The 12,979-nt window shown below is 45.2% G+C and carries 11 protein-coding genes; 3 read left to right on the forward strand and 8 right to left on the reverse strand.

Annotated features, from left to right (window positions below; all coding sequences use genetic code 11):
- The first annotated feature begins 67 nt into the window (after positions 1–67).
- Both FB592_RS15780 and opuD read left to right on the forward strand, forming a co-directional pair.
- Positions 68–1,330, forward strand: coding sequence for a BaiN/RdsA family NAD(P)/FAD-dependent oxidoreductase (locus FB592_RS15780; RefSeq protein ID WP_003229222.1), 1,263 nt, complete (start codon positions 68–70; stop codon positions 1,328–1,330).
- A 188-nt stretch (positions 1,331–1,518) separates the two neighbouring features.
- Entirely contained in the window at positions 1,519–3,057 is a 1,539-nt protein-coding gene (gene opuD / locus FB592_RS15785; protein WP_015384403.1) for a glycine betaine transporter OpuD, read from the forward strand.
- Between the two features lie 36 nt (positions 3,058–3,093).
- On the opposite strand, the gene FB592_RS15790 is transcribed toward opuD, so the two are convergent.
- The 6 genes from FB592_RS15790 to rmgP all read right to left on the reverse strand — a co-directional run bounded on the left by FB592_RS15790 (position 3,094) and on the right by rmgP (position 7,927).
- Positions 3,094–3,276 carry a sporulation protein Cse60 gene (locus FB592_RS15790; RefSeq protein ID WP_003223398.1) on the reverse strand — a complete coding sequence of 61 codons (183 nt, stop codon included), beginning with the start codon at positions 3,274–3,276 and terminating at the stop codon, positions 3,094–3,096.
- Between the two features lie 67 nt (positions 3,277–3,343).
- Entirely contained in the window at positions 3,344–4,012 is a 669-nt protein-coding gene (locus tag FB592_RS15795; protein WP_141949755.1) for a YesL family protein, read from the reverse strand.
- Positions 4,013–4,034: 22 nt separating this feature from the next.
- Positions 4,035–5,321, reverse strand: coding sequence for a Gfo/Idh/MocA family protein (locus tag FB592_RS15800; RefSeq protein ID WP_021480330.1), 1,287 nt, complete (start codon positions 5,319–5,321; stop codon positions 4,035–4,037).
- A gap of 11 nt (positions 5,322–5,332) precedes the next feature.
- Positions 5,333–5,836, reverse strand: a complete 504-nt coding sequence (gene rmgS, locus FB592_RS15805) for a rhamnogalaturonan transport/degradation protein RmgS (RefSeq protein ID WP_080474428.1) — start codon at positions 5,834–5,836, stop codon at positions 5,333–5,335.
- Positions 5,833–6,954: an unsaturated rhamnogalacturonyl hydrolase gene (gene rmgQ, locus FB592_RS15810; RefSeq protein ID WP_141949798.1), complete on the reverse strand. Its 1,122-nt coding sequence runs from the start codon at positions 6,952–6,954 to the stop codon at positions 5,833–5,835. Before rmgQ ends, rmgS begins: the two co-directional genes overlap by 4 nt.
- A 7-nt stretch (positions 6,955–6,961) precedes the next feature.
- Positions 6,962–7,927, reverse strand: a complete 966-nt coding sequence (gene rmgP, locus FB592_RS15815; protein WP_141949757.1) for a polygalacturonan/rhamnogalacturonan ABC transporter permease — start codon at positions 7,925–7,927, stop codon at positions 6,962–6,964.
- A gap of 215 nt (positions 7,928–8,142) precedes the next feature.
- On the opposite strand from rmgP, the gene FB592_RS15820 reads away from it, so the two are divergent.
- The gene (locus FB592_RS15820) at positions 8,143–10,461 is read left to right on the forward strand and encodes a helix-turn-helix domain-containing protein (RefSeq protein WP_070547645.1); all 2,319 of its coding nucleotides are present in this window, start codon (positions 8,143–8,145) and stop codon (positions 10,459–10,461) included.
- A 40-nt stretch (positions 10,462–10,501) separates the two neighbouring features.
- On the opposite strand, the gene FB592_RS15825 is transcribed toward FB592_RS15820, so the two are convergent.
- Both FB592_RS15825 and FB592_RS15830 read right to left on the reverse strand, forming a co-directional pair.
- Positions 10,502–11,998 (reverse strand): extracellular solute-binding protein, encoded by a 1,497-nt coding sequence (locus FB592_RS15825; protein WP_049141007.1) that lies wholly within the window; start codon positions 11,996–11,998, stop codon positions 10,502–10,504.
- A gap of 24 nt (positions 11,999–12,022) precedes the next feature.
- Complete coding sequence (locus FB592_RS15830) at positions 12,023–12,883, reverse strand: carbohydrate ABC transporter permease (RefSeq protein WP_010886597.1); 861 nt, start codon at positions 12,881–12,883, stop codon at positions 12,023–12,025.
- Positions 12,884–12,979: the final 96 nt, after the last annotated feature.

A 12,979-nucleotide genomic window follows, 5' to 3' on the forward strand; every position in this document is an offset into this window, starting at 1 on the left:
TTTCGCTATAATAGTACTGTGGACGGGGGTGTCCGCACACGAAATGAAAAGAAAGTTGATGATAAAGATGAAACAATATGACGTAATCGTAATCGGCGGAGGCCCTTCAGGCTTGATGGCTGCGATTGCAGCAGGAGAACAGGGCGCTGGCGTGTTGCTGATAGATAAAGGAAATAAATTAGGACGGAAACTCGCGATTTCCGGGGGCGGCCGCTGTAATGTGACGAACCGCCTTCCTGTGGAAGAAATTATCAAGCACATCCCCGGCAACGGGCGTTTTTTATACAGCGCGTTTTCTGAATTTAATAATGAGGACATTATCAAGTTTTTTGAAAACCTCGGCATTCAATTGAAGGAAGAGGATCACGGCCGGATGTTTCCTGTGACCGACAAAGCCCAAAGTGTCGTTGACGCGCTGTTAAACAGGCTGAAGCAGCTCCGCGTAACAATCAGAACGAACGAGAAAATTAAATCTGTTTTATATGAAGATGGACAGGCAGCAGGGATTGTGACGAATAATGGCGAAATGATCCATAGCCAGGCAGTCATTATCGCTGTCGGCGGTAAAAGCGTGCCTCATACCGGAAGCACGGGAGACGGCTATGAATGGGCTGAAGCCGCGGGCCATACCATAACAGAGCTGTTTCCGACAGAGGTTCCCGTCACTTCTGGCGAACCGTTCATTAAGCAAAAAACACTTCAGGGCTTATCACTAAGAGATGTAGCCGTCAGTGTGTTAAATAAAAAAGGCAAACCGATTATCACACATAAAATGGACATGCTGTTTACCCATTTCGGCCTCTCAGGACCTGCCATTCTCAGATGCAGCCAATTTGTCGTAAAAGAGCTGAAAAAACAGCCTCAAGTGCCGATCAGAATCGACTTGTATCCGGATATCAATGAAGAAACGCTTTTCCAAAAGATGTATAAAGAACTGAAGGAAGCACCGAAAAAAACCATTAAAAACGTGCTGAAGCCTTGGATGCAGGAGCGCTATCTTCTATTCCTGCTCGAAAAAAACGGCATCTCTCCGAACGTATCGTTTTCTGAGCTGCCGAAGGATCCTTTCAGACAATTTGTAAGGGACTGCAAGCAGTTTACTGTCCTCGCAAATGGCACACTGTCGCTTGATAAGGCATTTGTCACGGGAGGCGGGGTATCTGTAAAAGAAATTGACCCGAAAAAGATGGCTTCTAAAAAAATGGAGGGGCTTTATTTTTGCGGTGAAATTCTGGATATCCATGGCTACACAGGCGGATACAATATTACCTCCGCCCTTGTCACAGGCAGGCTTGCAGGGCTAAATGCCGGGCAATACGCCCGTTCTTAATCATTACTCTTTAAATCTCTTGCCTCCAAACTCACATTTGAACATTCCCCGCATTCATGTTAGGGTGAGACTTGTTTTGTTTCACCTGATTGCGGGGTAATTTTAAGAGAGGAATGAGCTGCCATCGTACGACCATACTAAGCCTGCGAGCAAGATATAGGCGTACACAAAAAATTAGAGGGTGAGAAATGTTGAAACATATATCTAGTGTATTTTGGATTGTGATTGCAATCACAGCTGCAGCTGTATTATGGGGTGTTATTTCTCCTGACAGCCTGCAAAATGTGTCTCAATCGGCACAAGCATTTATTACCGATTCATTTGGTTGGTATTATCTTTTAGTTGTCTCTTTGTTTGTCGGGTTTTGTCTCTTTTTGATTTTCAGCCCGATCGGAAAAATCAAACTCGGAAAGCCTGATGAAAAACCGGAATTCGGGTTATTATCATGGTTTGCCATGCTGTTCAGCGCAGGCATGGGAATCGGCTTAGTATTCTACGGTGCGGCTGAACCGATCAGCCATTACGCAATTAGCTCTCCATCAGGTGAAACAGAAACCCCCCAAGCCTTCAGAGATGCACTCCGCTATACGTTTTTCCACTGGGGTTTGCACGCTTGGGCCATTTATGCCATTGTGGCATTATGCATTGCCTATTTCCAATTCCGCAAAGGCGCGCCCGGATTAATCAGCAGCACACTGTCACCGATTCTCGGGGATAAAGTAAACGGACCGATCGGAAAGGCCATTGACTGTATTGCAGTTTTCGCCACTGTTGTCGGGGTGTCAACAAGTCTTGGTCTTGGCGCAACCCAAATTAACGGCGGTTTGAATTACCTGTTCGGCATTCCGAATGCGTTTATCGTCCAATTGGTTTTAATCATTATTGTGACAGTGCTCTTTTTACTTTCTGCGTGGAGCGGACTCGGAAAAGGAATTAAGTATTTAAGCAACACAAACATGGTATTGGCCGGATTGTTAATGTTGTTTATGCTCGTTGTCGGTCCTACAGTGCTGATAATGAACTCATTTACAGATTCTATCGGACAATACATTCAAAATATTGTTCAAATGAGCTTCAGACTGACACCGAATGATCCTGAAAAACGCGAATGGATTAACAGCTGGACGATTTTCTATTGGGCATGGTGGATTTCCTGGTCTCCATTTGTCGGCATTTTCATCGCCCGTGTATCCAGAGGCCGGACGATCCGCGAATTTTTAATTGGCGTCTTGGTGACACCTTGTATTTTGACATTTCTATGGTTCTCCATTTTCGGCGTATCAGCCATGGATCTCCAGCAAAAAGGCACGTTCAATGTAGCAAAGCTGTCCACTGAAACGATGCTGTTCGGAACACTTGATCACTATCCGCTGACAATGGTGACATCGATCCTTGCATTGATTCTGATCGCAGTATTTTTTATCACGTCTGCAGATTCAGCTACATTCGTGCTGGGCATGCAGACGTCGTACGGTTCTTTAAATCCGGCGAATTCTGTGAAACTCAGCTGGGGCATCATTCAGTCTGCCATGGCGGCTGTGCTCCTATATTCCGGAGGGCTTGCCGCTTTGCAGAACACAGCGATTCTGGCAGCGCTGCCGTTTTCTATCGTTATCCTGCTGATGATTGCCTCTCTCTATCAATCGCTCTCAAAAGAAAGAAGAGAGATCAAAAAAGCGGAGAAACTCGATAAACCGAGAAGTCCAAGAGTGAAAAAAGCATATTAACAAAAAAGATCTTTCCGCGCCTGCGGAAAGATCTTTTTATTTGCGATATAAAATAAGGGCGGAAAAACAGTAAAGCTGCTCGCCGTCTGGGTCGCACGCTGCCGAAACCGTATATTTGATATCAATCAGCTGCTCCTCCGATATCCCTTTTAAAAATGAATTGATTTCCGTCTGTAAGTCTTTTTCATGCTCTTCATCAAATACCGCTACCTTCAGCATTTTATCCGCTCTCCTTTCTCTATCAATCTATTCCGTTTGGAACAGCCTTATGATAGAGAAATGATGATTATCTCGTTTCCGGATAAAAAGCTTTCCGTATATGGGATTCCCTCTGTGGCTCGCCGCCTTGCTGCTCCACTTTCAGCAGCACGGCATAAACAATCCGCATATGGCAGTAGCTGATCAGGCTGACGCTGAAAAAAGGGACAATGCCGGGCAGGTACGCAAGCAAGAAAAAGAGAGCAACAGTCAGCGCAAGCATAGTAAGCGTATATTGCAAATACGCCACACTGAGCAAGAGCGAAAATTTCACATACAGACGTTTTTTCCAGTCAAAATGGACAAGCAGCGGAAACACATAAAAAAGCATGGATACGAACAAAAAGCCAAATATCATAATGGCGAAGCGCAGGATGTGCAGAAGGAAATGACTTGGATAAATGAAGGCCAAATCAATATAAATGATCACTCCGATGAGCGCCAGTACAGCTCCGAGCAGATTTGAACGAAAAAATTCACCCTTGTATTCCTGCCAAAACGTTTTGAGCACCGGAACGTTGTCCTGCCCCTGAATCCACTTCCGCATGACAGCGAATAAAGCCGCGGTCGCGGGCATGACGCCAAACACACCGAGACCGAGCAACGTAAAAAACAGCCACAGCAAGTTTGTATACGCAAATCTCATGATCCATTCGCAAAAACGCAGCATCCGTCCCAGTGAGCCATCATGTTCCATGGTGCCCCCTCCTTTTTTTGCATTATACATTCTGCATCTGAAAAAGCTCTTTCATGCCGATCGGCTTCTTTTCGGCAACCGAGCGCCACATTCCCTCACCAACCGCGATGGAGTAGGCTCCAGCTTCAGCCCCGGCTAAAATATCATAGCGGCGCAGCGGGTCTTTTCCTAAAAAAAGATCCTCAAGCAAAAGCGGATCACCTCCGCCATGCCCCCCTTCATTTTTGACTACTTGTATCGTCTGCTTTGATTCAAAAAGCGGATAGTATTCGATTGTCTGCTCAGGAAAAGCAAACGGAATTCTGGAAGGTTCGTGAAATTCATTTGATTCAATACGCCCTTTTGTGCCGTTGATCGTCAGCCGGTAGCCTTCATACGGGGCCGAAAAAACAATCGAGTAGCTTAACAGTGCGCCGCCATCATATTTGACTGCCGCTACGTACGTATCCTCGATGTCAATTTCCTCGTCAAAAATACACGCGTCAGGCCTGTATGCAGTATATAAGCTAGACTGGTCTCCTGCTTCGAGATGATCATCTTTTATAGAAGCTTTAGAGGAACGGGGATGCCACCTTGAATAGTAGTGGCATTTTTCTTTGACCCGGCACGTCCCGCAAAAACGCCCGTCTTCTTCGGGCAAGGGGTTCCACTCACTGTCCGGCCCATAGTAATTCAAGGCGCCATAAGCAAATACCTCTTCCGGATTTTGCCCGAGCCACCAATTGACGAGATCAAAGTGATGTGTTGATTTATGGACAGAAAGACCGCCGGAAAACTGTCTCGACCTGTTCCAGCGTTTAAAATAGCTGGCGCCATGATACGTATCAATATACCAATTTAAATCAACGGAGGTGACCCTGCCTATTTTTCCGTCCAGAATCATTTCTTTTATTTTCCGATGAAACGGGCTGTAGCGATAGTTAAACGCGACGGTGACTTTTCCTTCGCTTTTGGCCTCCGCTTCAAGCACCCGATTGGCATCCTGCACTGTTGTCACCATTGGTTTTTCAGTAATTACATCTGTATCCCACTGAAGGCTTTTTACAATATATGTGACATGCGTATCGTCCCTGCCTGCCACAATGACGATATCAGGCTTTGACACGCGCATCATCTCGTCAAAAGCATCTTCGCTAAACTCGGGCACGTGGGCCAGCTCGGGAAATTTCTTTTTGCAAACGGCAAAACGTTTCGGATCGGCATCCAGCAATCCCGTAATCTCATAATGAGTTGAAAACCGCTCCAACAGCGGTTTGATAAACATACTGAATGCTCTGCTGCTCAATCCGCAAAAGACGATGTTCTTCAATATCCTCACCTCTATCGGGCTTCAGTTAGTTGAGAAATCAGCTGCAGCGCTTCCTCTGTTTTTTCAGCATACACAGGGATAAACGCCGCCATATCGCGATTCAATCGAAAAGAATAGCCGTTCAGCTGTTTTTTCCCTTTTTCGATCTGAACGGCATAGATCGTTTTTTCTCCTGTTTTTTTATTAACAGTTGTATAAGGAGATGTTTTTTTAGGAGGCAATCCGATTAACGGCTGAAAATTTTCCGGATCATCGTAAGCTTGAAACATGTCTTCAGGCACGATGAAAACATCTCCCTCATGGGCGGTAATTTCAGTCAGCAGTTTTTCCTGAAAAGCTGGAAAGATATCGACCTTCCCGGCATTCTGCTCGGCGGCCTTTTTTATTTTTTCCTGTACGCCAGCCTGCATATCAGAAAAGAGAATGACATGCATTCCGTCCGGCCTGCTTGAGCATGATGCCAAAAAGAGCACTGAGACGATCACACACAAAGCCGTACGTATCTTTTTTGTCATTTCCCCGCTGACCTAAAAAGAGGCTCCAGCTCTGTCATAGCTAAAATAAACGCGCCGGCTCCGTGCAGGTCGTTTGTGCTTCTTTCGCGGCTGACATAATAGTCATAGAAACCGGCTGACGTTCCGACACATATGTCTTTGACGAGAAACGCGCCGTCTTCTGATGTTTCGGTTTTATGCTGAATCAAGCCTTGATACGCTTTTAGCAGTGTTGTTTCGTAAGCTCTGTCTAAATAGCCTTTATTGATTCCCTTCGCAAATGCGTACATGTACAGGCAGGATCCTGAGCTTTCCAGCCAGTTATCAGACCTGTCTCCCTTATCAACGATCTGATACCATAACCCGGTCTCCTTGTCTTGATAGCGGCAGATGCTTTCCATCATGTCCTGCAGCGTGTTTTTCCACACATGACGGTTTGGATGCTTCTTCGGCAGCTCTTCAATCATGTCAGCAAGAGACATGACGTACCAGCCGATGGAACGTGCCCAAAATTCCGGTGAACAGCCTGTCTCTTCATTGGCCCAAGGCATTTTTTTCGCTTCATCCCAGGCGTGATAAAAGAGTCCGGTTTTTGCATCCTTCGTATGCTTTCTCATTAATGACTCCTGCAGCACAACCTGATCAAACAGCTCCGGCTCCTGCTTCAGATTGGCATATTTCAGTGCGAACGGCCCCCCCATGTATAAGCCGTCAAGCCACATTTGGTAAGGATAACCGTCTTTGTGCCAAAAACCGCCCTCAGACGTCCGGTTCAGTGTTCCATATAAGCCGCGCAGCCTTTTTGCCGCTTTGACATACCGTTCATCCTTCGTCTGCTCGTATAATGGAAAAAGAATGAGACCCGCTTGAATGGCGTCCAGTTCATCTCTTCTAAATAATAGATTGCCATAATCATCGATTAAGAGATCTGCATAGGCCTTCGCATACTCAAAATACCGCTTTTCCCCGGTTGCTTTCCACAGCCGCAATACACCGCATAAGAAAACACCCTGATGGTAGTGCCAGCGGTTTGCAGGAGGCAGCTCCTCGACTGTGTACGTATTCATAATGGTTTTTGCCAATGCCTCCGCGTACGTAAGAGGCGATTTTACAGCGATTGATTGATCCATTGATCCCATCCCTTTCTTAATAAATTCCTTCCTCGCCAAATTTCTTCGCCAAACGATTCGCTAGCATGACCAAAATCAGCCCGACCGCCGCTTTAAATACGCCGACTGCTGTACTGTAGCTGAATTGGCCCTGTTTCAGCCCTGCAGTATAAACGTACGTATCAAAAATTTCCGCCACTTCCCTGTTAGTCGCATTTAACAGCAAATACACATGCTCGAAGCCAAGCTCCAGCGTGTCTCCGATTTTCAAAATCAGCAAAACGACGATAACGCTTTTAATGGCGGGCAGCGTAATATGCCACATTTGCCGCAGCCGTCCCGCTCCGTCCATTTTCGCCGCTTCATACAGCTGGGGGTCAACCGCTGTAATGGCCGCCAGATAAATGATCGTCGACCAGCCTGCTTCCCTCCAGATAACCTGCAGAATATACAGGGGCCGGAACCATTCTTCGTTCAGCAGAAAATTGATTTTTTCACCGCCAAAAAACACAATCAGTTCATTAACCAAGCCTCCGTCTACCGTTAACAGCACAAACGAAAGCGATACAACAATGACCCAAGACATAAAATGCGGGATATAAATCAGCGTCTGAACAAATTTTTTAAAGAGAGCAATCCGCACTTCGTTCAATAGAAGCGCCAGCAGTATCGGCACCGGGAAAAATATGGCCAGGTTCAAAGCAAATAACACGAGCGTGTTTTTTAACAAGAGAAAAAATGTAGGCTCAGTAAACAGCCTGATAAAATGCTTCAGCCCCACCCACTCACTGCCCAAAATGCCGAGGAACGGCTGATAATCCTGAAACGCAATCACAATTCCCCACATCGGGACATACTTAAAAAGCAAAAAATAAATACACCCAGGCAAAATCATCAAGTACAAATATTTTTGCTGAATCAGCTTACTTAGTAAGCGCTTTCTTTTTTCTTTTTTAAAAATGACTGTATCAACAGCCGGCGCTTGCGCTTCTGCTGTTTTCATTTTTTCCTAGCCTCCTTTCACGGGTTCTTGCATTCACTGTAGCGCAGCAGGCAAAAGTCCGTCTACAATCATATGATCACATCCTGTTTTATCCCTTTATAATCAAGGGTTCAGCAGGTCCACCTGAAAAAAAGACACCGATATTAGAAAATGATTATTGACAATATCTATCAATCTTTGGATTAATTGTATTAAGGTGAAGTGGATGTTATGAAATGGGGGGTTTTATGAAAAGAAGCCAATACAAGTTTTACTACAAACTGATCACGTTTTTCTGCCTGCTCAGCACCATTCCGGTTATTTTGGTCGGATTGTTTTCGTACGAGCACTCTCAGAAAACGGCTATTTCCAACGTTTCGGAGGAAAAATTCGACACACTCCAGCAGACCCAGCAAAGCATCGAGCATATATTGAAAACCGTCGATCACTCTTTAACCCACTATGTGAGTTCGCCGCCTCTCCTTCGCACATTGTCCGAGCCTTTGCACTCAGACCAATTTCAAATCTATAACCAAGTGAACCAAGAGCTCAATTATCTGCAAAGCTTTGATACCGATCTGTCCAACATGACGTTAGTCAGTTATACGAAAAAATGGTACATGAACAATTCCGGTTTGTACCGTTTGAATACAGACACTCTTCATGAAGCAGCCTCAGCGTACACGAAACACAAAGCGAGCCGCTCCTATTGGACGCTTGAGGAAAACAATCATTTGATTTCAACCAAAGAAAGCACAGCAGAAAACTGCCGCTACAATATCAATTTAATTAAGCAGCTTCCTTTGAACAGCACAAATACAAAAGGATTGGCCGCCGCAAGCATTCCGAGCTGTTCGCTTGTCAAAAATATGCCTGGCTATTCAAACGCCAACAACCTGTTTATCATCGATGAAAAAGGCCGCATTATCCTTCATAACAACATGTCTGATGTCGGTGAATCTCTTCATAACGACGGCTTTGTCCAAAAAGTGCTGGCGCAAACCGCCAATAGCGGACAGTTTGAAACAGTGATTGACCGGATTCATTATAAAGTCACCTATCAAAAATCTGACTATAATACATGGACTTATTTTTCTCTCGTTTCCCTGCCCGAGCTAAAAAAAGAAGCCAAGTCAATTGGCTGGATCACTTTTGCAGTATGCCTTATTTTGTTAACGCTTTCATTATTGTTCTCTTGGCTGGGCTCCCGCCATTTTTACAAGCCGATCAGGATGCTTTACGAATCATTCGCAAGACATGGAGCCATACAAGAGAAACAGCAGCCTCCTCAAAATGAATTTGAGTTAATTGAACAGAGCTTTAAGCAGCTGAAGGACAGAAATGACGACCTTGAGGAAACGATGAAGCAGCAGGCCACTCACTTGCAGCAATATTTTATGGTCAGGCTTATGCTTGGAAAACTGACGGATGAGGAGGTTGATAACCGTTTTGAAAGCCTCGGCTTAAAGCAAAATTGGCGGCACCTTGCCCTGCTTGTGCTCCAAATTGACACACTGAATCATACGCCTTATGAGAAAAAAGATATGGATCTGCTTTTGTTTGCAGTCAACAGCATGATTGAGCGCAGCATCCCGACGGACAAACATCTTGCCCCCGCCGTAGTTGACAAACAGCAGGCGACGATTTTGATCAACCAAAGCGGGACAAAAGAAGAATTCATAGCTGAGCTGAATGAGACTGCAAGGATGATTCAGGAAAAAGCGGAAGCTGAGCTGCAGCTGTCTGTCAGCATCGGCATCAGCCAGCCGTTTGATGTGCTGACAAAAGCGAAAACAGCCTATGCGGAAGGCTCAGAAGCGTTGAAATACCGGCTTAAAGCGGAAAACAAGTTGATCATCTTTTACGAAGACCTTGACCAGAAAAAAACCTTCAAAACCCATTTTCCAAAGCAGCTTCAGCATGAGCTGTTCGATGCCGTTAAAGCAGGAGACAAGGAGAAAGCGGATAAATGCCTGCACGCGATTTTGCAAGCCATCTTCACCCAGAACACCAACCCGTATCAATTTCAAATCGCCATCGCCCGTTTTTTGAACCATGTGATTGAGCTGATGCATGTGCTTGGGATCGAATTGTTTGAGCTTGAAGAAAACAAAATGCTGTATGACCAAATTTTTGAGCTGAAAACGTTCGAGGATACCGAAAACTGGCTAAAGAATGAGTTTATTGATCCGATGACAGACAAAGTGAACGCCCGCGCGGATGCCCAGTACAAAAATATTTCCGACAACATCATTCATATCATCCATCATGAGTTTGAATCCGAATTGACACTGGACGAAATCGCGCGCAGGCTGCATTACAACCCAAATTATTTAAGCAGCATTTTCAAAAAAGAAATGGGTATTTCATTCAGCGAGTATGTCTCAAGCTACCGACACCATATGGCGAAAAGCTGGCTTGCCGAAACAGACATGGCGGTCAAGGACATTGCCGAAAAGCTGAAATATAAAAACTCGCAAAATTTTATCAGGTCTTTTAAAAAGCTGGAGGGGATTACACCGGGAAACTACCGCCAGCAAAAAAGAAGCATGTAAAAAACCCAAAACCGCTTGCGCGTTTTGGGTTTTTCCAACATTATTTTGTTTGTTTAAATGCTTCTTCGTATTCCTGAATAATTTGTTTTCCTCCGCTTGACTCCCATTTTTCCACTTCTTTATCGAACTGGCTTTCTGTGATGTCTCCAATCATATATTTATAAGTCGCATCATCAATGATTTTCTTCAGTTCATCCCCCCGTTCCGACTCCGATGCGGAATACAGGCTTTCAGCCGGGTTTGAGACGATAATCTTTTCATTGTCCTCGGTCAGCTCCTCGTACGCCGTCCGAAGCGGATCTCCAGTGTTTTTTAAGTAGGCTTTATCAATGGCAATTAAGGCGGACAGCGGCTGAATATCAGTCTGCCAGTCTTTTACCTGGCTTTCTTTGCGTGTGAACGTTTTGTCCTCACCTTTGTTGTAATGAACGCCGTCAATGCCATAAGTCATCAGGCTATAGACATCTTCTTCGGCAATTCGGTCAAAAAAAGCCAAGATCCGTTTAAGCTCAGCTTCCGTTTTCACACTCGTTTTCGGGAAAGCAAACACGCCGTTATGGCCTCCTGATGCCCATACCCGCTCTTTCCCATCTGGGCCTTTTATACGGTTGACGATCTCGAGCTTCATCGATTTATCAGAGGCATGGTCGCGCAGATTGACCGCATCTACCATATTGCCAATATAAATTCCGGCTTTTCCTTGCGAAAACAGCTCCTGCTGCTGGGTTTTGCTTGTGACGGGAAAATCCTTATTCATATACCCGTTATCACGCAGCTTTTTCATATAGTTCATCGTGTCTTTGTATTCCTGTGTCATGAAATCAGGCGTGAATTTGCCGCCTGATTCCTTCCAATCTGTAGGCATGCCTTCATACGAGCCAATCGTTTTAAACGCGCCGTAAATCAAGTCATTACGGTCTGCCAGCCCGATCGTATTATCTTCCCCATCCTTGTCCGGGTCGTCCTCCGTAAATGCTTTGGCCACTTCATAAAGCTCATCCAACGTTTTCGGGGTTTTCAAATTTAAATTGTCCAGCCAGTCCTTCCGAATGACGATCCCCTGTCTGGAAAGCGGGCGCTCTCTGTATATCCCGTAGAGCTTGCCGTCAATTGTCACATTTTTATTAATGAGTTTGTTCATTTTGTTTAAGTTGGGATAATCCTTGATATAATCACCGATTTCCCAGAACATTCCTGACCGGAAGGCATTCATGACTGACGAATTTTTAATATCCTGGATCGTCACGATTTGCGGAAGATTGCCCGCTGCAAGCGCCGCATTCAGCCTGTCTTCTTTCACCGCGTCTGGAACCCAGGTGATGTCGAGTTCTGTATTTGTCAGCTTTTCAATTTCTTTAATCGCCCTGTCTTTCGGCGGCTGCTGGTGATACAAAATCGCCATCCAAGACAGCTTTACCTTTGAATCCGAGTCAGCTTTGCCTTCAGCCGAAGACTGATCAGCCCCTTTACAGCCCGCCAGCACTCCGCCGAGTGCCAGTACAAGCACAATCAAAAGCACCCTCCATTTGTTTCCCATCGTACCCCTCCGTTTCATATTTCTTTATCCTTTGACAGATCCCAGCAAAGCTCCTTTTGCAAAATGCTTTTGTATAAACGGATAGACAAGCAGAACCGGGATGGTCGCCACCACTATGACCGCCATTTTAATGGTTTGCTCAGGCGGCGGGCTGCCCGACCCCATTTCAGACATATCCCCCTGCATACCGCTTGATACAATGACGATTTGGCGCAGAAGCACCTGAATCGGCCATTTTGCTGAATCATTTAAGTACAAGATCGCTGTCATATACGTGTTCCAATACGTGACCGCATAAAATAGTGAAATCGTTGCGATCGCAGGAAGAGACAGCGGCAGCACAATTTTAAAGAATATGCCCAGATCATTGCACCCGTCAATTTTCGCGGACTCTTCCAGGCTTGACGGGATATTTTGAAAGAAGTTTTTCAGAATGATCAGGTTAAAGGCATTAATGGCTGTCGGCAAAATAAGCGCCCAGTAAGAATCGAGCAATCCAAGCGATTTGACCACAAGGAAAGTCGGAATCATGCCGCCGCTAAACAGCATCGTAAATACGACGAGAAACATGAGCGGCTGCCGGCCGATTAAATCACGGCGGGATAACCCGTAAGCCATCAGTGAAGAAAGAAACATGCTGACCGCAGTGCCTATCACTGTCACAAACACAGAAACAAGCAAACTCTTATAAATAATATCTGTTGAAAAAATGTAGCGATAAGCATCTAGCGAAAAAGTGGTCGGTATTAAAATAAATTTTTTCGACACGACTTCTTCTACTGTGGCAAAGGATGCTGCGATGACATGAATGAACGGAAGTACGCATATTAAAGCGAACATCAGCAAGAAACCATAAATCAACATATCAAACAGACGGTTTTTCAGTGAATGTGCGATAGCTCCCACCTCTCTTTGTAAGCGTTATCATATTTTGAAAACCGAGCTCAGCATGTGACGATATCGTGTCTAAAATGTAGCAAA

It is taken from the genome of Bacillus sp. SJZ110, assembly GCF_006715455.1.
GTDB classification, from domain to species: domain Bacteria; phylum Bacillota; class Bacilli; order Bacillales; family Bacillaceae; genus Bacillus; species Bacillus subtilis.

What these genes read in the sequence shown, in the direction of transcription:
- FB592_RS15780 (WP_003229222.1), top strand. Translation starts at nt 68, where the DNA reads ATGAAACAATATGACGTAATCGTAATCGGCGGAGGCCCTTCAGGCTTG.
- opuD (WP_015384403.1), top strand. Translation starts at nt 1,519, where the DNA reads ATGTTGAAACATATATCTAGTGTATTTTGGATTGTGATTGCAATCACA.
- FB592_RS15790 (WP_003223398.1), bottom strand. Translation starts at nt 3,276, where the DNA reads ATGCTGAAGGTAGCGGTATTTGATGAAGAGCATGAAAAAGACTTACAG.
- FB592_RS15795 (WP_141949755.1), bottom strand. Translation starts at nt 4,012, where the DNA reads ATGGAACATGATGGCTCACTGGGACGGATGCTGCGTTTTTGCGAATGG.
- rmgS (WP_080474428.1), bottom strand. Translation starts at nt 5,836, where the DNA reads ATGACAAAAAAGATACGTACGGCTTTGTGTGTGATCGTCTCAGTGCTC.
- rmgQ (WP_141949798.1), bottom strand. Translation starts at nt 6,954, where the DNA reads ATGGGATCAATGGATCAATCAATCGCTGTAAAATCGCCTCTTACGTAC.
- rmgP (WP_141949757.1), bottom strand. Translation starts at nt 7,927, where the DNA reads ATGAAAACAGCAGAAGCGCAAGCGCCGGCTGTTGATACAGTCATTTTT.
- FB592_RS15820 (WP_070547645.1), top strand. Translation starts at nt 8,143, where the DNA reads ATGGGGGGTTTTATGAAAAGAAGCCAATACAAGTTTTACTACAAACTG.
- FB592_RS15825 (WP_049141007.1), bottom strand. Translation starts at nt 11,998, where the DNA reads ATGGGAAACAAATGGAGGGTGCTTTTGATTGTGCTTGTACTGGCACTC.